The 25492-nt window shown below is 36.8% G+C and carries 21 protein-coding genes and 1 riboswitch; of the genes, 6 read left to right on the plus strand and 15 right to left on the minus strand.

What is annotated here, in order from left to right; translation table 11 throughout:
- Positions 1–51: 51 nt before the first annotated feature.
- The 3 genes from ACZ5N5_RS02690 to ACZ5N5_RS02700 form a co-directional block, all read right to left on the minus strand.
- Positions 52–1446, minus strand: coding sequence for an L-cystine transporter (locus ACZ5N5_RS02690; protein ID WP_109985448.1), 1395 nt, complete (start codon positions 1444–1446; stop codon positions 52–54).
- 111 nt (positions 1447–1557) lie between these two features.
- Entirely contained in the window at positions 1558–2004 is a 447-nt protein-coding gene (locus tag ACZ5N5_RS02695; RefSeq protein ID WP_464373221.1) for an OsmC family protein, read from the minus strand.
- A 149-nt stretch (positions 2005–2153) separates the two neighbouring features.
- Complete coding sequence (locus tag ACZ5N5_RS02700) at positions 2154–3878, minus strand: phospho-sugar mutase (protein WP_464373222.1); 1725 nt, start codon at positions 3876–3878, stop codon at positions 2154–2156.
- 137 nt (positions 3879–4015) lie between these two features.
- Here ACZ5N5_RS02700 and ACZ5N5_RS02705 point away from each other — a divergent pair, with 137 nt between their 5' ends.
- Positions 4016–5098, plus strand: a complete 1083-nt coding sequence (locus ACZ5N5_RS02705; RefSeq protein WP_464373223.1) for an AI-2E family transporter — start codon at positions 4016–4018, stop codon at positions 5096–5098.
- Between the two features lie 54 nt (positions 5099–5152).
- On the opposite strand, the gene dctP is transcribed toward ACZ5N5_RS02705, so the two are convergent.
- The 3 genes from dctP to ACZ5N5_RS02720 form a co-directional block, all read right to left on the minus strand.
- A complete protein-coding gene (gene dctP / locus ACZ5N5_RS02710; protein ID WP_054788614.1) occupies positions 5153–6184 on the minus strand; it encodes a TRAP transporter substrate-binding protein DctP in 1032 nt (343 codons plus the stop codon).
- Positions 6185–6263: 79 nt separating this feature from the next.
- Positions 6264–7535 (minus strand): TRAP transporter large permease, encoded by a 1272-nt coding sequence (locus ACZ5N5_RS02715; protein ID WP_109985450.1) that lies wholly within the window; start codon positions 7533–7535, stop codon positions 6264–6266.
- Between the two features lie 27 nt (positions 7536–7562).
- Entirely contained in the window at positions 7563–8123 is a 561-nt protein-coding gene (locus tag ACZ5N5_RS02720; RefSeq protein WP_464373224.1) for a TRAP transporter small permease, read from the minus strand.
- A gap of 424 nt (positions 8124–8547) precedes the next feature.
- Between ACZ5N5_RS02720 and ACZ5N5_RS02725 the strand changes: the two genes are divergently transcribed.
- Positions 8548–8739 carry an SE1832 family protein gene (locus tag ACZ5N5_RS02725; RefSeq protein WP_054788606.1) on the plus strand — a complete coding sequence of 64 codons (192 nt, stop codon included), beginning with the start codon at positions 8548–8550 and terminating at the stop codon, positions 8737–8739.
- A gap of 84 nt (positions 8740–8823) precedes the next feature.
- Here ACZ5N5_RS02725 and ACZ5N5_RS02730 read toward each other — a convergent pair whose 3' ends face one another.
- Positions 8824–10695, minus strand: a complete 1872-nt coding sequence (locus ACZ5N5_RS02730; protein WP_464373225.1) for a cation:proton antiporter — start codon at positions 10693–10695, stop codon at positions 8824–8826.
- Between the two features lie 186 nt (positions 10696–10881).
- Between ACZ5N5_RS02730 and recQ the strand changes: the two genes are divergently transcribed.
- Entirely contained in the window at positions 10882–12978 is a 2097-nt protein-coding gene (gene recQ, locus ACZ5N5_RS02735) for a DNA helicase RecQ (protein ID WP_109985452.1), read from the plus strand.
- 226 nt (positions 12979–13204) lie between these two features.
- On the opposite strand, the gene ACZ5N5_RS02740 is transcribed toward recQ, so the two are convergent.
- The 4 genes from ACZ5N5_RS02740 to ACZ5N5_RS02755 all read right to left on the minus strand — a co-directional run bounded on the left by ACZ5N5_RS02740 (position 13205) and on the right by ACZ5N5_RS02755 (position 18418).
- Positions 13205–14446: an aminopeptidase gene (locus ACZ5N5_RS02740; protein WP_464373226.1), complete on the minus strand. Its 1242-nt coding sequence runs from the start codon at positions 14444–14446 to the stop codon at positions 13205–13207.
- A gap of 2 nt (positions 14447–14448) precedes the next feature.
- The gene (locus ACZ5N5_RS02745) at positions 14449–16332 is read right to left on the minus strand and encodes an ABC-F family ATP-binding cassette domain-containing protein (RefSeq protein WP_464373227.1); all 1884 of its coding nucleotides are present in this window, start codon (positions 16330–16332) and stop codon (positions 14449–14451) included.
- 94 nt (positions 16333–16426) lie between these two features.
- Positions 16427–17869, minus strand: a complete 1443-nt coding sequence (gene cls / locus ACZ5N5_RS02750; protein WP_109985455.1) for a cardiolipin synthase — start codon at positions 17867–17869, stop codon at positions 16427–16429.
- Positions 17870–17950: 81 nt separating this feature from the next.
- Positions 17951–18418, minus strand: coding sequence for an Hsp20/alpha crystallin family protein (locus tag ACZ5N5_RS02755; RefSeq protein ID WP_277678663.1), 468 nt, complete (start codon positions 18416–18418; stop codon positions 17951–17953).
- A 177-nt stretch (positions 18419–18595) separates the two neighbouring features.
- Positions 18596–18707: riboswitch (SAM riboswitch) on the plus strand.
- 84 nt (positions 18708–18791) lie between these two features.
- On the opposite strand from ACZ5N5_RS02755, the gene ACZ5N5_RS02760 reads away from it, so the two are divergent.
- The 3 genes from ACZ5N5_RS02760 (at position 18792) to ACZ5N5_RS02770 (ending at position 22323) form a co-directional block, all read left to right on the plus strand.
- A complete protein-coding gene (locus ACZ5N5_RS02760) occupies positions 18792–20507 on the plus strand; it encodes a PLP-dependent aspartate aminotransferase family protein (protein WP_109985457.1) in 1716 nt (571 codons plus the stop codon).
- 302 nt (positions 20508–20809) lie between these two features.
- The gene (locus tag ACZ5N5_RS02765) at positions 20810–21706 is read left to right on the plus strand and encodes an SGNH/GDSL hydrolase family protein (protein WP_277678661.1); all 897 of its coding nucleotides are present in this window, start codon (positions 20810–20812) and stop codon (positions 21704–21706) included.
- Between the two features lie 11 nt (positions 21707–21717).
- Positions 21718–22323 carry a YpmS family protein gene (locus ACZ5N5_RS02770; protein ID WP_277678660.1) on the plus strand — a complete coding sequence of 202 codons (606 nt, stop codon included), beginning with the start codon at positions 21718–21720 and terminating at the stop codon, positions 22321–22323.
- Between the two features lie 76 nt (positions 22324–22399).
- Here ACZ5N5_RS02770 and ACZ5N5_RS02775 read toward each other — a convergent pair whose 3' ends face one another.
- The 4 genes from ACZ5N5_RS02775 to ACZ5N5_RS02790 all read right to left on the minus strand — a co-directional run bounded on the left by ACZ5N5_RS02775 (position 22400) and on the right by ACZ5N5_RS02790 (position 25490).
- The gene (locus tag ACZ5N5_RS02775; RefSeq protein ID WP_054788599.1) at positions 22400–23032 is read right to left on the minus strand and encodes a response regulator; all 633 of its coding nucleotides are present in this window, start codon (positions 23030–23032) and stop codon (positions 22400–22402) included.
- Between the two features lies 1 nt (position 23033).
- Positions 23034–24059 carry a sensor histidine kinase gene (locus ACZ5N5_RS02780; protein WP_109985460.1) on the minus strand — a complete coding sequence of 342 codons (1026 nt, stop codon included), beginning with the start codon at positions 24057–24059 and terminating at the stop codon, positions 23034–23036.
- Complete coding sequence (liaF, locus tag ACZ5N5_RS02785) at positions 24056–24772, minus strand: cell wall-active antibiotics response protein LiaF (protein WP_464372416.1); 717 nt, start codon at positions 24770–24772, stop codon at positions 24056–24058. Before liaF ends, ACZ5N5_RS02780 begins: the two co-directional genes overlap by 4 nt.
- An 88-nt stretch (positions 24773–24860) precedes the next feature.
- Positions 24861–25490 (minus strand): PspA/IM30 family protein, encoded by a 630-nt coding sequence (locus ACZ5N5_RS02790; protein WP_054861260.1) that lies wholly within the window; start codon positions 25488–25490, stop codon positions 24861–24863.
- Between the last annotated feature and the right edge of the window lie 2 nt (positions 25491–25492).

Consider the following 25492-nt stretch of genomic DNA (forward strand, 5'->3'; position numbering starts at 1 on the left):
CCTTTCCTAACGTACAAAAAAACAAGTGGAGAGTTATCTCCACTTGTTTTTTTAGATAGCTATATCTTTATTAACCGAATCTTTATCATTGTAATTTTTAATATTTAATTTTTTCATAATACGGGAAGTAAGTGTCCCTGATAGAATGGAATCATTAACATTCAGTGCAGTTCGACCCATATCAATAAGTGGCTCTACTGTAATTAATAAACCAGCTAAGGCAACGGGTAAATTCATGGATGATAGCACAATTAATGCTGCAAAGGTTGCTCCACCACCGACTCCAGCAACACCAAAGGAACTAATTCCAATGATTAGAACAAGCTGCAAGAGGAAGGATGGTGACAATGGATCAATACCTTGCGTTGGAGCAATCATAACAGCTAACATTGCTGGATAGATTCCTGCACATCCATTTTGACCAATTGTCGCACCGAATGATGCCGACATATTGGCAATACCGCTGTGTACACCTAAGTTTTCCTTTTGGACTTGAATCGTTAAAGGAATAGTACCAGCACTTGATCTTGACGTAAAGGCAAAGCTTAATACTGGTAATACCTTGCGTGTATAAGTCAACGGGTTTAATCCAAAAATGGCGAGAAGTATGAGATGTATAATAAACATGCTAATTAACGCCACATAGGAAGCTGCAACAAATTTTCCTAATTCAATAATTCCGGCTATATCTGTTTGTGCTACTGTATTTGCCATTAATCCTAAAATACCATATGGAGTCAAACGTAGGATAATCTTCACAATTCGCATGACGACCGCATAAAGGGCATTGATTATCTCCACAAATTTTTCAGCTTGTTCAGGTTGTTTTCTACGAACCCCGAGTACAGCAATCCCTACTATAATGGAAAAGATGACAACAGCAATCGTAGAGGTTGCACGTTGACCAGTCATATCCAAAAATGGATTGGATGGAATAAATTCAAGGATTTTCTGTGGTGTAGACATTCCCTCTATTGATCCTAATCGTTCCTCTAAATCTAAACCTCGCTGTTCTTCGGCTTGCCCCATATCAATTTGGTCTGCACTCAAGTCAAAAATGGTTGCACTTGTTACACCAACAGTTGCGGCAATCATAGCCGTTGTGACAAGAATACCAATAATCCATGCTGACATCTTACCTAGATCTTTTGATTTTTCTAAATTAATGATGGATTGAATAATTGAAACTAATATTAATGGAATAACAATCATCATTAATAATCTTACATATCCTCTACCTAATATATTGTACCAATCTGTTGTTACACTCACTATATTCGAATCTGTTGAATATACAATTTGTAATAATGCACCTAGTAAAATACCTAATCCTAAACCTGCAAACACACGCTTACTAAATGATAGATGTTTTTTTTGCATAAAGAAAAGAATTCCTATAAATAAAAACATAATAGCGATATTCACTAGTATCCAAATCGTCTCCATTTTACCCCTCCTTAATATTATAAATCCGATAAAAATACTTTGATTATATTACTCTGCTTTGACTCATTTGTCAATGGTTCTGCTTCTTTAAAATAATTCTTCGCTGAAAAGCTATCCTATTGATAGCTTTTCTTCTAATGCTATTTCTACATTTCCCTTTATTGCTCGTGATATCATACAAGATGATTCAGCCTGATAAATTATTTTTTCCAATTGATTGAATTGCTTTTCTGTGGCATTCTCTTGTAGTTTTACGACAGGCTTATGTGTTATTTTAATATATGTAAAAACACCATTTGTGACATCTACTTCTCCGACTGAACTAAGACAAATATGCTTTAATGGTAATTGTGCCCGTTCAATCATTGCTGCAACTGTAATTAAATAACAAGTCGCGGCAGCTCCTAACAGCATTTCGTCTGGGTTTGTTCCTATTCCAGGGCCATCCATTTCAGGTGGAATTGAAATTTCTGTTTTTAGATTCCCTGCCTTAATTTCTCCAACTTCATTCCTTCCACCTGGCCATGTTGCTTCTAATGTAAATTCATGAATTGCCACTTTTCTCATCCTTTCTTACCTATATCTTTTTTTCTTTCTACGTGTTCCATGTTTATAGTGTAGAAAAAATGAATCACTTTGAAAAACTATTTGTTTGAATGGAACGGAAAGAAACCCCTTATCACTGTGATAAAGGGTTCTTCTAGCATTTAATTATCCTTCAATATTTGATCCATTCTTTGTTCGACCTCTGCTTGGATATGGTCTAGCAATGTTTGACTACTTTCTTTACTTGTTGTTTTTACACCAAAATAGCTTTTTATTTTTGGTTCTGTTCCCGAGGGTCTGAAGCAAACCCAAACATCATTTTCTAAGATGAATTTCATGACATTTTCTTTCGGAAGTGCGATTTCCTCTGAAGAGTTATCTGCAGGAACAGTACGCAGACTAGTTTCATAGTCTTCAATGGCGACAACGCGTAATCCTCCTAATGTTTCAAATGGATGGTTACGAATGTCCTGCATGATTTTCGCAATTTGCTCTGCTCCATCTTTTCCTTTTAGCGTAAGAGATTTCATGCCTTCTAAATAAAAACCGTGTTCTTTATATAATATATCTAAAGCTTCTAACAAAGTCTTATCCTGTTTCTTCCAATAGTTTGCTAATTCACTAGCTGCTACTGTTGCCTGGACTGCATCTTTATCTCGTACAAAGTCTCCAATTAGATAGCCGTAGCTTTCCTCGTAACCGAACAAAAATTTATCATTCGTAGATTCGAATTGTTTTATTTTTTCCCCAATAAATTTAAATCCTGTTAGGGTATCTATAGTATCAACACCATAATGTGTAGCAACAGCTTTCCCCATTTCTGTTGTGACAATGGTTTTCACTAGTTTTCCATTTTCTCGTTCTATTTCATCTGTATGGGAAAGAGTGTAATCTAATAATAATGTTCCAAGCTGGTTGCCTGATAATACTTGATACGAACCGTTTCCATCCTTCACTGCAATTCCTAGCCTATCTGCATCAGGATCTGTACCAATTAAAATATCGGCATTAACCTTTTTACCAAGGTCTATCGCCATTTCAAATGCTTGATGTTCTTCTGGGTTCGGTGAGGAGACAGTGGAAAACTCTGGGTCAGGCTTTGCTTGCTCTTCTACAACATGGACATTCGTAAAACCGATCTGATCTAACCCTTTCATCACAAGATTATAAGCAGTTCCATGAAGTGGTGTAAAGACGATCGTCAGATTATTTTCACTATTTTCCTGTTTTTGAATAGTTTTTAATTGGGCAAGATAAGCAGTATCCACTTCCTCGCCTACCCATTGAAGTAGTCCATTTTCTTCTAATTTCTTCTGGTCCTCTGCATTTACTTTTAATTCGTCTTGGACTTGATTTACTTTCTCAATAATTGCTGCTGCTTCTTTAAGCGGGACTTGGCCACCATCCTCATTGTAAACTTTAAAACCATTATACTCAGGTGGGTTGTGACTCGCCGTTATCATGATCCCAGCAGCTGCTTTTAAATGACGGACAGCAAAGGAAAGGAGTGGGGTCGGTCTTAATGATTCAAACACATAGGCGCGAATACCATGTGCACCTAAAACACGTGCCGCTTCGATTGCAAATGCTTGTGACATATAACGAGAATCATAAGCAATAGCTACGCCCTTGCCTTTGGCATCTACTACATTTTCCTCTAAATAAAGGGATAAGCCTTCCACTGCTTTACGTACTGTATATACATTCATTCGATTTGTTCCAGGACCTAGAATTCCTCGCATTCCACCAGTCCCAAAGGTTAAGTCTTTATAAAAAGAGTCTTCAAGCTCTCGTTCATCCTCTGCGATATTAATTAACCTCTCCAGTAAATGCTTATCTAATGTTGCATATGATTTCCACTTTTGCCATTTTTCCTTCCAAGACATTAGAAATCCCCCTTATTATGTAAATGTTTTATCTCACTTAATATATTAGCATAATCATACTTTTCCACCTACTAAAATCTTATGAATATGGTAGAATATAAATATCTATTATGAACTGGAAAAGGTTGTGAACTTGCTTGTTTGAGAAAAAAAGTATCCGAATGCTTATTACGACCATTTTAATTTTTACATTAATTTATTTAGTTTATTTAACAAGGTTTATTTTCCAGCCTGTTGGTGCTTATTTTACTGCTATAGCTGTTCCCATTATCGGTGCCGGAATGATCTTTTATATTACGAATCCTATCGTTAATTGGCTAGAAAAAAAGAAGATACCTAGAGTTATTGGCACATTTATTGTATTTCTGCTTATTGTCCTATTCATTACGGTCGTCATTCAATTTATTGCACCTGTTGTACAGAAGCAATTTACTAATTTTGTTGACGGTATACCTAAGATGGTAGATAGTGCACAAGATTTAATCGATATGTGGCAAAACAATCAAAATATTATTCCACCACAGTTTGAAAATGCGATTCAAAATATTACGGATAATTTGGGTACCTATGCAGAAAAAATTACGACAGGTCTGTTCAGTGTGATTGGCCAAGTATTTAACTTTGTTTTTTCCTTTTTCTTAATTCCATTCTTCCTATTCTTTATGCTGAAGGATGGTCATCGCTTTGTACCATTTGTAAAACAATTTTTAAGTCCAAAAAAGGCGAAAAGCTTTCAACAGTTAGCAAATAATATTAACCATACACTCGCATCCTTTATTCAAGGTCAATTTATTGTAAGTGTATGTGTCGGATTCATGCTTTACATTGGTTATATCATTATTGATTTAGACTACTCCTTGTCTTTAGCATTATTTGGTTTAGTAATGAACTTCATTCCATTTTTAGGGCCCTTTCTGTCCGCAATACCTGCAATTATCGTTGGTTTCTTTCAGGAGCCTATGCTAGCCGTTTGGGCAACAGTAGTGATGGTGGTGGCTCAGCAAATAGAAAGTAATTTTATTTCACCAAATGTGATGGGACGAGCATTATCCCTCCACCCACTCACAGTCATTACCTTAATCCTAGCAGCAGGCGGAATTGGTGGTTTTCTAGGATTACTATTCATTATTCCCGCTTATGCAGTGGTGAAAACTATTATTTCTCATTTTTATTTGGAATGGAAAAAAAAACAATCAGAGACAGATCCCAATTTACTTTAACTTACGTACAAAAAAAGAGTCCTGGACTATGCCAAGACTCTTTTTTGTATAGGCTTATTCCACAGGCTCTCCTGTAATTTCAGCAATTTCTTTTTCAAGCTTGTCAAGGATAGCTCCATCAACGGTAGAAACATTTTCACGATAGAAATCACGAACTGGCTTAGCTAATTCTCTAAACTCTGCACGTTGTTCATCCGTCAATTCAACTACTTCCGCTTCCTCCTTGATTACTTCTAGAAACTCTTCATTTTGACGCTTTTGTTCTTCGAAAATCCAATCCTGTAATTCTTCTACTGTTTCATCTACCCATGTTTTGTGTTGATCACTTAATCCATCATACCATTCTTGATTAACTGTCGTTGTAGCAACATAGTTATTATGATTAGAAAGTGTCATATAGTCTTGCACTTCATGGAAGGATGCATCTGCAATAAAGAAGATTGGGTTATCCTGACCATCTACTGTACCATTTTCAAGTCCTGTATAAAGGTCACCCCAGCTCATCGTTTGTGGAGTTGCACCATATGCTTCCCAAGACTCTGATTGTAGCTCTGTTCCTTGAATTCTCATTTTGAAATTTTCAAAATCATCTGGTGAATCAACCGGCTTGTTACTTGTCCATTGCATACCACCTTCAGTCCAGAAGGCTAACGGCTCTAAGCCAATTGCTTCATATTGTTTAACAAGGTCGGTATTGATTGCTTCACTTTCTTCTAGGATTTGTTGTGTTTGTGCTACATCATCAGGGAACAAGAAATGTAATCCGAAGATTTGACTTTCTTTCACCGTATTTCCGATGAAACCTGGAGATGTTACAGCAAGCTGGACTGCTCCATTTTGTAATTGTTCTACTTGGTCTGTTTCACTTCCTAGGCCACCAAATTCATATGTGGTAACTGTGATTTCGCCACCTGACTTCTCTTCAATACGTTTCTTAAATTCGTTTGCATATTGCATTTGAACCTGTTCTCCAGTTTCTTCTGTGATAAATAACCATTCATCACTGCTTCCTCCAGCAGAATCGCCTTCCCCTTCAGAACCTGAATCACCACCACACGCTGCTAATAACAATACTAATGCTGACATGACAACAGCCAAAAACGAAAATTTCTTCTTGTTAATAATGGTAAAAACCCCCTATAGTTTTTTTATATTGCAGCTACTCCTACAGCATGGCAAGAGATAGCTGTGGAAAAAATATTAGTAGAATGGCAATAAGCACCATGATAATGATATATGGAGGTGTTCCTTTTATTACTTCCATATATGGTTTATTAAACACCGCACTCGCTGTGAAAATATCAACACCAAATGGTGGCGTTGCTGAACCTAATGCTGCTTGGAATGTAATAATGATTCCCAAATGTATCGGATCTATTCCTACTTGCTCAGCAATAGGTAGAAAAATAGGTGTTAAAACGAGAATGACCACAATCGGATCCACAAACATACAACCGATAAAAAAGAATAATGTAACAATTAACAATACATAAGTGGAACTTGGATCTGTACCTAAAACAGCCTCTGACAATAGCTGTGGAATTCGTTCTAAGTTCACTAGATATGTAAATACTTGACCACCAGCAACTAAGACGAATACAGCTGAAGTAACGAGACCTGTTGATAAAGCGATTTTGGGTATTTGTTTAATATGAACAGAACGAAAGATGACTACTTCTAAAATCAAAGCATACAATACAGAAATCCCTGCCGCCTCTGTTGCGGAAAACCATCCTACATAAATACCACCAATAACTAAAATAGGAAATCCAAGAGGTAGAAGTGCTTTTCTAAAAGCAAACCATCTCTGTTTCCATGTCGCTTTATCTGTAAGTGGGATATTTTTTACCCTTGCATAAATTACACTATAAATAGTAAAGGCTAAAAAGACGATAAGTCCTGGGATAATACCAGCAATAAATAATTCTCCAATGGATACACCTGCAACTAGTCCATACATAATTAATCCAATGCTTGGTGGAATCAATAAAGCCACATCACTTGCATTAATAATTAATGCAATCGCACTGGAATCCTTGTAGCCAACTTTTAATAACCTTTCACGCATTGGCTTCCCAATGGCAACAACAGTAGCTTGTGTAGAGCCTGAAATAGCACCAAATAAGGAACAAGCTGCAGCTGTCGTAACAGCATATCCTCCTCTTATATGCCCAATAAAAGCACCGATAAAATCTAACAATCGTTTGGATGTTTTACCTGCCGTCATAATATCTGCGGCAAATATGAATAATGGCACACATAAAAGCTGATAGGATTCAATCCCAGTCACTAGTTGACCTACCATTATTGAAGGATCGATATCAAACTTTGTATAGCCTAGTAAAACAATAACAAACGGTGCTACAATTAATGGGATCATCATTGGAAAATTGAGCAATAAAAGGATGATCATAATTGATAATAAAATTGTTAGCATAACCGTTTCCTCTCTTCGCTATGATCTTTAAACATGGATTTCGTCTTCCATATCACGATCCTCTGGCTTTACATCATTATAATCCAAAGCATCTGTTCCAATGTAAACTTCTTTTTTCACAATATTCATAATGAGATTTCGCAAATACTGAATGCCTCCCATAATAAATCCTAAAGGAATAAACAAGTACATGATATAGAGTGGAATTCCGAGGTTTGTAGTAGTTGTACCTCTTTCATATACTCCCGTTACGTAATCAATTGAAATATAAGCAAGTGCGAATAAAATAATGGAAGTGAATAAAGGAATGATGATAGCCATTGCTTTGCGTAAACGCCAAGGTACTACATCATAGATTGCTGACATGCTGATATGTCTACCTTTTCGTGCAGCATAGCTAATCCCCATAAACGTGGACACTACAACAGCAAATTTTGCTACTTCTGCATGAAATAAAATACTTGGTCCAAAAAACTGGCGACTAATAACATTTGCACAAACCATTAATGCTATGACAATAATGGAAGCACTTAAAATAAATTCCTCTATCTTTAAAATGGATTTATCCAGCTTGTCAAGAAACTTCAAACTCTTCTCTCCTCCTTAAAAACAATCCAATATCCATACAGACTCAGACAGTTTCTAATAATGTTACAGAATTGTTTCAGCAATCACAAATTTACTATACCCCCATTATGAAGAATTAAACGACGAATTTACTTGTGATAAAAATTTGTACGGAAATCATGTATTTATAATGGCAGATACTCCAAAATAATCTTAAATACTCTAAAAAAGGTTGTAGTTTAATAAATTTGTATTATATGTAAATATTAGGAATATTATATAAAAAAAAATAACCCTATTTAATTATATCCCGCAGATAGCTTACTCATAAAAAGTCTTAATTACTAAAGATAAACGTGTTTTATTTCATCTACATAAAAAACATTTGCAGATAATCGAGATTTGCAGATACTTAGGTGTTGCTATAAACTGTTGGTAAAGGAAAATGATAATTGAGGTGTTAAAGATGAATCGCCAAGAGATAGAAGATAAAATTACCGAATTAAAATCAGACTATGTTAGACTTTCAGCAGATTTAGAAAAGCTAGTCTATGTAAAAGGAAAGACAGAATTCAACGAAAAAGAATTAGCTAGGCTAGAAAATGAAATAGCAGAGTTAAGAAAACAACTAAAATAAGGACTCTGCAGTCGCGTGTGCAGATGGATCAATAAAACAACCCAGACCTTCCCTCCATTTTATCGATAAGGTCTGGGTTTTATCTCAATTATTATCCTTTGTTTTTTCTCCTGTTTGTTCTTCTCGTTTCTCCACTAATTTCTCTTTGATTTTAAAGAATTCTTTGCTTGGAGGTGTTAAGCTCACAACGGTATCACCAGGTGAGACATTAATTTCGGCATCCTCTCTGAAGAAAGCAATTTGTTTCGATTGTTTTAACACGAAGAGTAATACTGTTTCCCTGTCACGATCAACCAAATAATCATCAAAATTGTATTGATCGGTGATCGTAGTTTTTCGTAAAACATAACCACTTTCTAATTTGAATTTTAATGTTTCGACACCTTCCGCTGGTCTAAATAATTCTGCCCCACCAATGGTATGATCAAGATCATCCAACTGATCCCCACTATGGTTTTGTCTTGGTAATCGATAAACATTTTTTCGTCCAAATTCCGGAATAAAAGTAGAACAAACCAATGCATTGTAAGAATCATATTCTGTTGCACTAATCAAATAATCATATGGAGTGAAATCAATCATATACTCCGTTTGTTCGGATAAGATTTCTTCATGAGTGTGATTAACTCCCGCCCTTCTTGCTGTATACAAACGATCCCATGATGAATCGACTACTAAGACAGGGATCTTTAACTCCTCCATGACTTTTGCTAGTGCGACAGATAGACGATTCGACCCAACGATTATTGCACCAGGGTTGCCTTTAGAAGAAAGGTCTAGCTTCTCCGCAAGCCAACCTATCGAAAATCCATGAACACAAACCGTTGAAAAAACTAATGCAAAGGTTAATGGTAATACAACAGAAGCGCCAGGAAATCCTTCATCCTCCAACACGGATGCGAAATAACTTGCAACGGTTAATGCTACAATTCCTCTTGGAGCTATCCAACCAACTAATGTTTTTTCCTGAATAGAGAGTCCGGATCCAATAGTAGACAAAAAGATGGACAATGGTCTTACAACGAAAAGCATCAATAGAACATACCCTATAATTTCTAAACGAAAGACATCCTTTAAAGTATCCATCGTTAAAGAAGATGTTAATAAAATAAATACAGTAGATACTAATAATATAGAGATATTTTCTTTAAAATGCCTCATATCTCTAATAGAGGAAATACCAATATTGGCAAGGGTAATACCCATTGCTGTTACAGCAAGTAACCCCGTCTCGTGCTTTACTTCATCAGCAATCGTAAAACAGGCGATCACTGCTCCGAACACTGCAGGCGATTTAAGAAATTCTGGAATATACCCAGACTCAAACATCCAACCAACCGTTTTCCCAAACAAATATCCTAGAACTACCGCAAATAAAGAGGCTAAAAGGAACATTAACAAGGAGGTGATGTCTCGGCCATCAGACATTAAAAATAGGATAAATTCAAATGCGAAGACAGCGAGTAATGCACCAAATGGATCTACTACAATTCCTTCCCATTTTAGTATCCTTGCAGGTGTTGGCTTTAATTTCGATTGCCTTAAAAGAGGTAAGATAACTGTTGGTCCAGTAACAATAAAGATCCCACCTATTACTAACGACACTGGCCAAGACAGGCCTGCAACAAAATGCGCTGTAGATGACCCAAGAATCCATGCAATAAAGGCGCCCCATGTTACTATTCGAAAAACTGGTTTACCTAATCCACGCAATTCCTTAAAATTCAAATTAAGACTACCTTCGAACAAAATAATGGCAACTGCTATAGAAATTAACGGACGATACAAATCTCCAAATTGTTGCTCTGGATTAATTAAACCTAAAAAAGGTCCTGCTAATAGTCCAGCAATAGACATAACTACAATAGCTGGAAGCTGGAATTTCCAAGCTATCCACTGAGAGCCCACCCCTAAGATGGCGATAATCATAAATACTAATAATAAAGAATCTATCATAATTAATTCCTCTTTTCATAAATGCGATTGATGAGGTACTTCCTTATCTTCATTTTCTCCACTCAAGGAGACAAAATAGTTTAACATTTTATTTCGTTTATATAGATTATCTGTTTTTTTCTTTAGATGCAATAATAATGTTATGATAGAAAGAAAAATATTTTTCAATAAGGGAAGTTGTATTTTATGCTAGAGAACGCAACAAAATTATTAAAATCTTATTTTGGCTATGAATCCTTCCGAACAGGCCAAGCTACAATTATTAAGCAAGTAATCGAAGGGAAAAATTCCATTGCAATTATGCCAACTGGTGGCGGAAAGTCGATTTGCTATCAAATACCAGGACTTTTATTTGACGGTACTGCTTTAGTTATCTCCCCACTTATTTCACTTATGAAGGATCAAGTGGACGCATTATCTGCACTAGGTATACAAGCAACCTATATCAATAGTTCATTAAATCAAGAGGAATACCAAGACAGAATGGAAGCATTACGACAAGGTAAGTATAAATTCGTATACGTAGCACCTGAAAGATTTGATTCTGATGCATTTATCCATTCTTTGAATCAAATCTCTCTTTCATTAATTGCCTTTGATGAAGCTCATTGTATCTCCCAATGGGGGCATGATTTTAGACCAAGCTATCGTACAGTAGTCGATCAAGTCAAGCAGTTAAAGGATCTTCCGCTTTTAGTCGGATTGACGGCTACCGCTACCAAAGAAGTGATTCACGATTTAGAGCAGCTGTTAAATGTTCCCAACCAGCATGTTGTGAACACAGGATTTGGTCGTAATAATTTGACGTTTCAAATTGTAAAGGGGCAGGCTCGTTCCACTTATATAGAAGATTTTGCAAAACTACATAAGGATGAATCTGGTATTATCTATGCAATCACAAGAAAACAGGTAGACCAGCTTTATTTGTTCTTAAAGGAAAAAGGCTTCCAAGTTAGTAAGTATCATGCTGGAATGAGTGAAATTGCCAGAAAACAAGCACAAAATGCTTTTATTCAAGATGATTCAACGATAATGGTGGCAACCAATGCATTCGGAATGGGGATTGATAAATCTAATGTACGTTATGTCATTCATTACGCCTTACCGAAAAATTTGGAGAGCTATTATCAAGAGGCTGGGCGTGCAGGACGAGATGGCGCTCCAAGTGATTGTATTTTACTCTTTTCTGGTCAAGACATCCAAACACAGAAATATTTGATAGAGCAATCTGATATGGTAGAGGATAAAAAGAAAAAGGAATATGGAAAGCTTCAAGCAATGATCAATTATTGCCATACCGATCAATGTTTACAGCGTTTTGTGTTAGATTATTTTAAGGATCCCAACCAAATCGAGGACTGTGGGAAATGTACAAATTGTTTAGATGATAGAGAAAAGGTAGATCGCACGAAGGAGGCACAAATGGTTCTTTCCTGCGTAAAACGAATGGGAGAGCGTTTCGGTGCTAGTATGACTGCCAAAGTATTAAAAGGCTCGAATGACAAGAAGGTAAAACAATTCGGTTTTGACCATCTGTCTACTTATGGCTTGCTAAGCAAGGATAAGGAAAGAGATTTAATAGAGTTCATTCATTTTTTAGTCGCGGAAAATTATCTTATAGCAGAAGAGGGGCGCTATCCTCTATTAAAATTAGGAAAACGTGCTTTAAAGGTACTTAAAGGAGAAGAATCTGTATTTATTCAAGTAACAAAGGTAGAAAAGCGTGAGACTCGATTCTATGATGAACAATTATTTAATGAGCTGCGCAAGCTTCGGAAACAATTGGCAGATGACTTAGGAGTGCCACCATATGTCGTGTTTAGTGATAAATCGTTAACCGAAATGAGTGAAAAAATCCCTCAATCAAAACAGGCATTACTTGCGATCCATGGAGTAGGGGAGAAAAAATATGACCAATTTGGAGAAATGTTTTTACAAGTAATCACCGACTATTCTTCAAAAAATAGAGGCAATCCTTTAGAAAAAACTCCTAGCTTCTTCATAAGCTATCAGCTGTTCACTGAAAAGAAGATGAAGATTGAGGAAATTGCTAATGAAAGAGAGATTGCGAAGGAAACAGTTGTCAAGCATTTAATGGAAGCAGGTAAAAAAGGGAAGGAATTGGATTGGTCCATCTTTGTCTCTCCTGATAATGAACAAAAAATATTGGCTATATACAAAAAAAGAGAGGAGCCACGCTTGTCGGAATTAAAGGAGGCATTACCTGAAGAATATACTTATGAGGAGATTCGTGCCGCACTTATTAAAAATGGTAAGCTGTAAGACTGGGATATAATGAAATAGCGAGAATAAGGATCCGAACAATCATCTTGACTGAGTATAGTTCAAATAAACAGTCTTCCGTGGAAAAAGCTTGCCTTGCATAGTATTCCCTATGTAAAGTTAGCAGACCGCGGCTCATTGTATAGGAAACAATAACAAAGCGGTCACAATACACAAATTTGAATGTTCGGATTTCTCCTTATTTACTACTCTTTCCCATTCCTAATTATTCATTAAAATCGAGCGCCCATGCGCCTTGACGGAATACTGGTTCTAGTTTCCCTTCGTACGTTTCCCCATCAATATCTAAATCCGCAGATCCTATCATAAAGTCAACATGTGTTAGACTGTCATTCACACCATGTTCATCTAATTCCTGATCGCTCATTTTTGAACCACCCTTTAGATTCGTCGGATAGGCTTTACCTAGTGCAATATGGCAAGATGCATTTTCGTCAAACAATGTGTTATAGAAAATTAAGCCAGATTGTGAGATTGGCGAAGCATGAGGGACAAGTGCTAACTCCCCTAAACGAGATGCCCCTTCATCCGTTTCAAGTAGATGCTTTAACGTATCATAGCCTTGCTCTGCCTCAAAACCAACTACTTTTCCTTTTTCAAAGGTTAGACTAAATCCCTCAATCCTGTTTCCACCATACACCAGCGGTTTCGTCGCCGTTACTTTACCATTTACTCCATACTTATGAGGAACTGTAAATACCTCCTCCGTTGGCATGTTTGGATTAAAGGCAATACCTTCCGTTGTTTCAGCTGCTCCACCTTTCCAAATATGACCTTGAGGTAGCTCAAATCGAATATCTGTACCTTCTGATTTAAATACTAATGCACGATAATTTTTTTTGTTTAAGTAGGCCCTCGCTTCGTGTAATAATTGATTATGTTTTTCCCATGCTGCTACTGGATCGTCTTGATCTACACGGACAATTTTAAAAATCTCTTCCCATAAGCTTTCTATTGCTTCCTCTTTTGACTTGTCTGGGTAAATCTTTTGCGCCCAGTCCCCTGTTGGAATGGAAATGATAGACCATGGAATCCGATCATTCATCGTATAACCACGAAATTCCTTCATTGCTTCTGCACTTGCTTTATTCGCTTTGGCAACTTTCGCTGGGTCAATATCCTTTAATAAATCAGGATTGGTAGAACGTATGGCGAGAAGTGCAGCACCTTCCTTAGCAAAGGATAAATGCTTTTCTACCTGCCACCTAGGAATATCGGTTAATACTTCTTCTGAAGCATGCTTAAATTTCAATAATGTTAACTCATCGTCCGTCCAATTAATGTGCACATTTTTTGCTCCATGCTCATAAGCTTTTCTTGCCACTATTCTAGTAAAATCTGCCCCTTCAATAGATGAATTAATAACAAGTGCCTGATTTCTCTGCAAATTAACTCCTGTCTTTAATGCAAGCTCTGCGTACTTTTCTAACATGTTTTTGTCTGCCATTTTTATTCCTCCTCTAATTGTTCTACTAATATGGAAAGCTCTTCCCAACGCTCCATTTTTTGCTCAAGCAGAACTTCTAGCTCTTTCTGCTTATCAAATAATGGTTGGATCTTTTCAATATCACTACCAGCTTCGGCAATTTCTAGTTCCATTGCATTCAACTCTTCCTCTAGCTTAGTTATATCCTCTTCAATCGTATCCCATTCCTTTTGATCGTGGTAGGATAATTTTTTTCTTCTTCGCCTAGTTGGTTTTTTATCTACTTTTTCCTTTTTTACCTCTTGTTTCTCTGAATCAAACCTTTCGCGAAATTCGGAATAATTCCCATAAAAATGAGTTAATTCTTTATCTCCTGTGAAGGCAATGACTTGATCTATCGTTTTGTCCAGGAAATAGCGATCATGCGACACCGTTAGCATAACACCTGGGAATAGCTCTAAGTAGTCCTCCATTACAGCAAGAGTTTCTGTGTCTAAGTCATTAGTAGGCTCATCTAAGAAAAGAACATTCGGTTCTTGCATTAAAATCGTTAATAAATAAAGTCTTCTCCTCTCTCCACCTGAAAGCTTCTGGACCAATGTCCATTGCTGTGATCGAGGAAACAAAAATCGCTCTAACATTTGTTCTGCTGTTATGACATCCCCACTAATGGTATGTACGACCTCTGCCACCTTTCGAACTAAATCAATGACCTTCGTATTCTCATCCAATGGAGGGTGATCCTGAGTATAGTATCCGAACTTCACTGTTTCACCTACTTCTATACTGCCGTAATCTGGTTCTGTTTTTCCTGCCAATATATTTAATAAGGTTGTTTTACCACTTCCATTTGGGCCGACAATACCAATCCGATCTCCCTGCTTCAATAATAGGTTGAAGTGATGAAATAAAAGCTTATCTCCATAGCTTTTGGCTAAATCCTTTGCTTCGATTACCTTTTTTCCTAATCTTTTGGAACCTATTTGGAATTGAAGCTCCGATTTATCGGTCTCGAAGGTTCTTTCTTTCATCTTTTCCACACGATCGATTCTTGCCTTTTGCTTCGTTGTTCGTGCTTTTACTCCACTTCTTAGCCATGCAATTTCCTTTTTTAAGTGATTTTGATGCTTTTGTTCAGCTTGATGCTCCTCTTCTTCTCTTCGTGCCTTTTGCTCTAGAAAAAGCTCATAATTACCTTGATAAACATATAACTTACCTCTATCTAGTTCAAATATTCGATTGGTAATTCGATTAAGGAAATACCGATCATGTGTGACGATTAGGACAGCACCTTGATATTGGGGTAGATATTCCTCCAACCACTCGATCGTATCATTATCTAGGTGGTTAGTAGGCTCATCTAGTATAAGCAGGTCTGCTGGTTGAATAAGCGCTTTTGCAATGGCTACTCTTTTCTTTTGTCCTCCAGAAAGCTCTGCTGTTTTTTGATTTAATGAGGAAATACCTAATTTCGATAATACCGTTTTAGCAACTGTCATCGCATCCCAAGCTTCCCCTACATCCATCTTTTCTTGTTGTTTTAGAAGCTTTTGCTGCAGAACTTCACTTTCCGGATTACCCTCTAATGCAAGGACTGTTTTTTCATAATTTCGTAATGTCTCCATCATTGGAGAATGACCGTAGTATATTTGATCAAGCACGGTTAAATCTTTATCCAAATCTGGATCTTGATCTAGATATTCGACTTGATAATCATTCGGGTGGTCAAGCATACCAGCCTCTGCGGTATCGCTACCTGCCAACACTTTTAACAAGGTTGATTTTCCTGTACCATTTACCCCGATCAACCCAATTCGATCCCTTTCCGCAACCGAAAAAGATATATGATCAAATAAAACCTTTTCTCCATATGTCTTGGTTAAGCCTTCCACCTTTAAACCACGCACTTTTGTCACCCTTTCTACTGAAAAGAACCTGACTATTGTCAAGTTCTTTATCGCCTACCAACTAAATGAATCGTTCCAGCTTAACTATGTATATCTATAAAATAGGTGAAATAAGTCGTGCGATGGATTCCTTGAAACGAATCCATTTCGTCCTTTTCTTATATAATGCATAGGTTAACTGGGATACATGCTCCATATCCTTTTCAAACTCATCTACTAGCATTTCCGCAAGTGTTTCGTTGTACAAAAAGGCATTTACTTCAAAATTTAATCGGAAGCTTCTTACATCAATATTTGCAGTCCCAACGGAGGCAATTTTACTATCTACTACAATCATTTTAGCATGGAGGAACCCTTTTTGATAAATATAAACAGTTGCCCCTGCTTCGAGTAACTCTCCAATATAGGAATAGGTTGCCCAGTATACAAAAGGGTGGTCTGGCTTATTCGGTATCATAATCCGGACATCTACCCCTGATAATGAAGCAATTCTAAGCGCATCTAACAAGCTCTCATCTGGAATAAAATATGGTGTTTGAATAAAAACATAATCCTTCGCAGACATGATCATTTTAATGTAGCCATGCTTAATCTGTTCCCAATCAGAATCAGGTCCACTTGATACAATTTGCATCCCAACTTTGCCAGCAGATTTGGCCGCATAATACTTATCATCATACTCGATGTCGTGCCGAGATGCTTGGTTCCAATCCAAAATAAAACGTGTTTGCATATGCTTAACTGCACTACCAATAATCCGTAAATGTGTGTCTCGCCAATAGCCAAATCGTTTATCAACACCAAGATACTCATCACCAATATTGAAGCCACCGATATAACCAATTTTCCCATCAATGATCACCAATTTGCGGTGATTACGGTGATTTATTTTAAAATTTAGCTTTGGTATAAGAGGAGGAAAGAACCCTTCTACTTCGGCTCCCGCTCTGCGCATCTCACGGATTAGCCTTCTACTAAATTTCCTCGATCCCATATCATCATATAGGACCCTTACTTCGATTCCTTCCTTTGCCTTTTTCATTAATACATCTGCTAACCGCCTTCCTAGTTGATCGGAGCGCATAATGTAATAAAGCAAATGAATATGATTTTCTGCCTTCTCAATATCCTCTATTAAAGAATTAAATTTGCGATTCCCATCTGTAAATACTGTAACATCATTGTCTTGGGAAAATATGGCATCATCATTTCTTAAGTGTAAATAAAAGAGATCTTCATACTGATGCATGCGTGGATCATTGACTCGGAACTCTTTATTCTCAATCTCCCTCAACTGTTGTTGAACAGCTGTTTTTACCCCTAATTTACTTTTGGTGTCCCAAGTGAATATAGTTTTATTGCTTAATTTTCTTCCAAATATAAGATATAAAATAAAGCCTGCAATTGGAATAAAGGTTAAGACCATTACCCATGCCCAGGTTGAAGTTGCATTTTTCCTCTCTAAAAAAACAATAGTAAGTGATAATATAATATTAAAAATTAAAATAAAGCTAATTATAAGTTGTACAATACCCATGTGGCCCCTCCTCTCTCATTAGCTAACCCTTCTTTAATATAGCACATTTATAGAAAAGCTAATAGCACAGTGACTATTAGCTTAATCAATGTTCATTGTATTTTGATCAGCTTCTAGCTTTGGTCCCCAAATTTTTAATATCCCCTCTGAAAAGGATGCCTTCGCGGTCCTTTTATCCACTACATATGGTAGTGTGACGGTTCTACGATTTCGAAACTCTTTACGTTCTTTGTGATAATAATGATACGTTTGATCTACCTGTTCGGTTTCATGCTTGTGAGAAATATCAATAGTTAGTTGATTCCCTAAAAAGTTAATTTGTATTTGTTCTTTTTTAATTCCAGGTAATTCAACCTTCACAAGCCACTCTTCATCTGTTTCCAAGACATCTACCGGAATTCTCTCTGGACCTCTCGCCTGTTCAAAAAATTGATCAATCGATTTCATCACATTGTTCGCTGGTTTATCGTATAAAAAGGCATCGAGCTTCTTAATAAAATGTTCTCCAAAACGAGATACACTATGATTCGGTTGATTGCGATTTTCCATACTTATCCTCCTTTTCCCATTCTTTTTATAGTGTATGCGTCTAATTTTCGAAAGTAATGGGCTATCGTTAGAACAAAGGGAAGCAGGAACCCTCGTTATTCAGAAAATTCATTTTATTTTTATTGACGACAAAATTTTTATCCGATATAATAGAAAACAATTAATTACATACAGAAACTCTTATCAAGAGTGGCAGAGGGACTAGGCCCGTTGAAGCCCGGCAACCGTCAATGGAACATCCATTTGAAAAGGTGCTAATTCCTACAGGTATGGACCTGATAGATAAGAGGAGGATGATCAGGACACGAACCTCTTCTTAGCTTAAGAAGAGGTTTTTTATTTTTAAAAAATAATCTTTCTGGAGGGAAATTTCATGACACATTCATTTAATGTAACAGGAACGGAAACGGCACTATTGCACGCAGGACAGCAAGTAGATCCAACAACTAATTCAAGAACCGTACCAATCTATCAAACTACTTCTTACGTTTTTAATGATACAGAGCATGCTCAAAATTTATTTGCTCTGGCGGAGCCTGGAAATATTTATTCCAGAATTATGAACCCTACAATAGATGCTTTTGAACAACGCATTGCTCAATTAGAGGATGGTGTGGCAGCGGTTGCCACAGCATCAGGTATGGCAGCTATTACACTTGCCATTCTCAACCTTGCAAATTCAGGAGACGAAATTATTGCGGACAGCAACCTATATGGCGGTACTTATAATTTATTTAATAAGACATTACCGAAGTATGGTATAAACGTAAAATTTGTTGATGGAACGGATCCTGAAAACTTTCGAAATGCTATTACTTCTAAAACGAAAGCAATCTTTGGTGAGGTCATAACCAACCCAAGCCTCAACATCTTAGATATTGAGGCAGTATCAGATATTGCCCATGAAAATGGTATTCCTTTAATTATCGATAATACTTTTGCTACACCATTTGTTTGTAAACCTCTTACATGGGGAGCAGATATTGTTGTCCATTCTGCTACAAAATGGATCGGAGGCCATGGTACTACAATTGGTGGTATTGTCGTTGATGGTGGTCGCTTTAACTGGAACAGTGATAAGTTCCCTGGATTTGTAGAACCTGATGAAACCTATCATGGAATTCGCTTCGGTATTGATATTGGCGCACCTGCCTTTGCCATTAAATTACGTGTACAATTACTTCGTGACATTGGTGCATGCTTAAGTCCACAAAATGCCTTTTATTTCTTACAAGGTTTAGAAACATTGCATTTACGCATTGCTCGTCACAGTGAAAATACGAAAGCTGTTGCAGAATACTTAGAAAATCACCCACAAGTCGATTGGGTAGCTTATCCAGGTCTTCGTAATCATCCATCCCATGAACTTGCGAAGAAATATTTACGCAACCATTTTGGTTCTATTATCGTCTTTGGTATTAAAGGTGGCCGTGAAGCTGGTCGCAACTTAATTGATAACATTACACTATGGTCACATGTAGCAAATGTAGGGGATGCGAAGTCACTCATTATTCACCCTGCTTCTACCACTCACCAGCAATTAAATGCAGAAGAATTAAAAGCTTCTGGTGTTACTGAAGAATTAGTACGCTTATCTGTTGGTATTGAGACAGCTGAAGATATTATTAACGATTTAGACCAAGCTATTGCTAAGGCAACAAATTCAGAGCCTACCATCCAGGTAGATGCGGATAAGGCCATTACATGGGCATTATCCTCACCATTCGCTAGAGAAGATGGTGGCATCAGACCGAAAACCATCGCAATACTTGGTTATGATCAAGACAAAGAACAAACGATAACCAACCTGAAAAAATTAGGTTACCAAGTCATTCCTGTAAGTAATACAGACGATTCTCTGTATGGATTAAAAACTGTGAATAAACTTTCCGATATTGAGGAAGAAATTGATATTGCTTTTGTAGCAGATGAAAGTAAAGTAGAAGAAGTCTCTGACCAAGCAAAAATTATTTGGTTTAGAGATGCAGCTAATGAAAAGGTTGTAAATAAGGCACAAGCAAATGGAACGATCATTGTCGAAAATCGTTGCCCATTTAGTGAAGCAGACCGCTTGCGCCGTGGAGAATAATTCGTGATTCTCCCTAATTATCGTTTATTTATCTCCCCAAGATAAATAATATATAACCGTGAATCCTTTCTTTTACCGGATTCACGGTTTCTTTATGTTTTAAGAATCTCTGCTTGTTTCCAAGTTTCAAGGAGAATGAGCGATAACCCCCTCATTAATGCTCCTTTTATCGTATTTTTTAACATGTTCTTCTTTCCACTTGCATATTTTAACAATACAAGCTCCATGTGTGATTCGCGTATTTTTTGGGTATAAGATTAGTATAGCGAATTGTAACTATTGGATGAGTGAAGGTGTTTTGGATGAAAAAAAGAATTTTATTAGGCCTAAGCATAACGATAATGATAGGCTTAATTATCGCCTTTATTTTTATTATAGATAAGGAAAAGGATGTAATTTTACAAGATGGTACCACACAAGAAGACCAAGCGGATACGGAGCCAGAAGATGCCGTAGAAGCAGAAAGTCCAGAAGAAACATCGGTTCCTAAAGAGATTCGTGACCGAGTAAAAGATGTCGTGATAGATGCCATCCAATTTTTTAAAAAGGATACGGATATTGTTGCGATTGGGGATTCTCTCACACAAGGTGTAGGAGATGAAACAGAAAATGGTGGCTATGTGGGAATTATTGAAGAGCGTCTCGATAACCAGGAGGTAAAGGTCACCATCGATAATTTCGGCAAGAGAGGAAACCGGACTGATCAACTGCTCCAACGTTTACAGGAGGAGGACGAAGTAATCGATTCTATAAAAGGAGCAGATATGGTTCTGATTACTATTGGAGCGAACGATGTAATGAAAATATTAAAAGATAATTTTATGAATTTGACAATGGAACCTTTTAATGAAGAAAAAGAACCGTATGGAGATAGGTTAGAGCAAATACTAAAAAGAATTGAAGCATTACAACCAAATGCCAAAATATATTTATTAGGTCTATTTAATCCATTTGAAAAATATTTTAGTGATATCAAAGCATTGGATCAAATTATGACTCAATGGAATACTGAAAGTAAGCAGGTAGTTAGCCAATTTGAGCAGGCTACTTTTATCCCAATGCAAGATATTTATCAAGGTAGATCACAGAATCTTCTAGCCGAGGATAATTTTCATCCGAATACACGCGGTTACCAATTAATTGCTAATCGGGTATTATCCTATTTAAAAAGCGATTTAGAGGATTCGGCCAATAATTAGAAGGTGATAACTTGAAGGAGAAACTACTCATTAACTGGAAAAAACTTTTTATTTCGTTAGCGATTCTAAACGGGATTATAGTATTATTACTGATTGTGTTTATTTTATGGCCAGTACCTAATGCCTCTTATCCTAGTAAGGAATATATTGAAGAAGATCCCGGTGCAGAATTTACGATTCAATCAAGTAAGGAAAACTTAACAGAGCTTGTAAATGCGTATATTGATAAGCTATTAAAAGATAAAAATGATAAATATGCGGTGAGCTTTGACGACCAAGTACATTTAATGGGAGCAATTGAGGCTTTTTCTACAGAGGTCCCTGTAAGTATTACCTTTGATCCCAAAGTACAGGATAATGGAGATATTATTCTTAAGGCTAGTGAAATGTCGTTAGGATTATTACGTTTACCAAAGGATAAAATTTTAAAATACGTAAATGAACGTGTCTATACACCAGATTGGGTTACTATCCATCCAAAGGAGGAAAGCATCTATTTAGCCTTAACCAAAATGGAATTAAAGAGTAATTTTCGAGTAAGGGCACAACAATTCGATTTGGAAAATGACAGGATAACCTTCCGTTTTAAAGTACCAAACGAAACATTGGGGCTTTAACCTTGTTCAACCGCCTTCAGTGGGCAACATTTCCCCACTGAAGTTCCACCCCTCTCCTTCATCCATGAAAACCAATTTATTTAATGATTCCATGTTGATAGGCATACACTGCCGCTTGTGTTCTATCCTGTACCTCTAGCTTACTCAGAATGTTACTCACATGGACCTTTGTTGTTTTCAATGCAATAAATAGCTCGTCGGCAATCTCTTGATTGGTTTTGCCTTGAGCAATTAGTAATAATATTTCCATTTCTCGATTCGTAAGACTATCATGAAGCCTATTGGTCCGTTGTTTCCGCATATTTGCCATAACCTTTGTTGTTACCTCTTTTTCTAACACACTCTCACCTTTATAGGTATCTCGGATTGCTTGGGCGATTACCTCAGCTTTGGAGGTTTTTAATATATAACTTGTTGCCCCAGCTTCTAATGCTGGATATACTTTATCATCATCGATAAAGCTCGTCACAATGAGAATTTTTGCATCTGGCCATTGTTGCATAATATGGCTTGTTGCTTCAATCCCATCCATTTCCTCCATCACTAAATCCATCAAAATAACATCAGGGCGTAATTCTAAAGCTAGTTCTACCGCTTTTATGCCATTATCCGCTTCTGCTACTACATCAATATCCTCCTGTGTCGATAAATAAGCACTCACTCCAATTCTGACCATTTCGTGATCATCGACAAATAAGACCCTAATCATTTTATTCCTCCTCTATCATCGGCACACGAACCTCTATCCTTGTTCCTTTCTCTGGAATACTAATGATACGGAAGTAACCACCAATTTCCGCGGTTCTCTCCTGCATATTAATAATTCCATAGGAGCCTGCTTGCTTTTCTTCTATATTAAATCCGATACCATCATCTTCTATTTTCAATATGGCAAAGCCATCTCTTTCTATTAATAGTGTATCAATACTTCTTGCTTTAGAGTGTCTTAAAGCATTGGAAACACCCTCTTGTAAAATTCGAAACAGATGATCTTCAATTCCTTTATTTACTTGAATATCCTCCAGCTTCCATGTAACTTCCATTGGCACTTTTGCCCTTAATTCTTGCAAAAGCTGCTCCATACCCTCTTTTAATGATTTGTCCTTTAATAGAACAGGGCGCAAATGCAATAGTAATGCACGCATTTCTAACTGTGCTTGTTGAATCATTGCCTCGACTTGACTTAGCTGTTTCGTCATAGTGGCGTTTTCCTGATGATTGCTCGCATTTACTGCGGAGACAAGCATGGACGCAGCAAACAGCTCTTGACTAACCGAATCATGAAGTTCTCGGGCTAGACGGTTTCTTTCTTCAGAGATTACTTGGTTTATCGTATCCTCTTGATCCTTCGCTCTTTCCTCAATTAGCTTCTGGGCACGCTTCGTTTGCTGTTGAATATAGTCCTGTACTTCTTTTAGCTTTTCATGAACAGAATGGATTTCATCAAAATCCTTCTCATCAGTGAAAGTTTGATTTTTTAGTATTAAGGATAAGCTTTGTTCAAGAAACCTAACTCGTTTGTTAACAACATAGGCTACTATGACACCCACAAGTATGCCAAATAATATCGTGATGGTTGGTACTATAATCAGAAATGGAACTTCCCATACCTTCTCTGTCCATAAGGATCGTAAATTGTCTAACGGAAAGGCAAGAAAAAATAAGGTGCTCAGCAATAGTAAGAAAATAAACGTAACTACTATTATGGTAGCAATTAAACGACTATAAACCTTCATCCTCTTATCACCTCAAGCTTTCCGATTAGAACCTGGGTGTAAATCTTTACCTTTTGGGAAGAAGTATGATAATGGTCTGTTTGCATTTGAATATTTCGATTAAAAGCATTACTCTCTTTATGCTCGAAAACCTGTATTTCCCCATATAAAACAGAGTGATCAATTGATACCTCTACATCATAAGGAACGATAATCCGTACATTTCCTACTAGCTGCCTGATAATTACGGTCGATTCTTCTTTTGGTAGCATTGTATTATTTAAGTCAATCGATATATCACTAACAAAAGATTGGATGTTCATATCCTGCCATGCATAAGGTTGACTACTTTTATCATATTTTCCAAACCATTTATTCCAGAAGACTTTTCCTTCTGTTACTACATTCTCAAAAAGTGAGCTATCAAGATGATATTGCTTCGGTTCTTTCTTTGTTTTATACCAGCTCCAAGCAATATAAAAAATAATTGCTAATATAATAAAACGTACTGCGAAGGTGTCTATGATGGTAATAAAAAGAAAAAATACCCCACCCCAAAAGATCGTTTTACCGCTCATTTTATGATAGGATCGTTTTCCAAAATAAATAGCAAAGCCCGATAATAAGAGGGTAAACAGGTGACCAGGATTAATAAAGATGAATTCTATCGCAAATAAAACACAGCCAATAATGAAAAGGATGTGTATCCAATCTATTCGTGTTTTGTTTACCATATAAAGCAGCCCCCTGTCATTTCCATCTTTTATCTCAATAGATTAGAGGTGCAGCGATCACACTGCACCTTTTTAGCATAGCATGTTTTTAGTTAGAAGTAGAAGCCTTTTTTTCTAGTTCAGCAAAGCGAGCATCTAATGTATGCAAACGGTATTCGGTTTGTACTCGTTGCTCGATCCGTTCAATATAGCTTTCAAGCTCAGCGAATTTGGAAGCGCTCTTGGATACTAGCTCTGTTTCAAGCACTTTGTTCATCCCTTGCTTTGTACGTGCGATATTTTCTCTGCTTTTAAGTTCTAATCGTTTGACATATAGATCTTTTAGCTTTTGTTTCATTTGGACATATTGTGTTTCCAGCATTTCTAAATCTTTGATAGCTTTTTCCTGCATCTTATTTAAATGCGCTACTCTAGCTTCAAATTGATCAAGCTCTTGCTTTGCTTCTTTTGCTAATTCTTCTTCTTGCATTTGCTCTGCTAATTCGTATTGTCGTCTGCGTTTTTCGACCATTAATTTCGCTTGGTTCCATTCACGAGTAATGTCTTGCTTAATTTCATATTGCTTTTCAACCAATCGTTTTATTTTTTTCACTTCTTGCTCACATTCGCGAATGTATTGGTTCACATGTGCGATTGGATTTTTTTCTTCCTTTTGATCCATTAGTTCATGTAAGTCTGCCATCACAGAATCCTTTATACGAGTTAATAAGTTTGCCATTT

It is taken from the genome of Gracilibacillus sp. JCM 18966 (assembly GCF_055392695.1).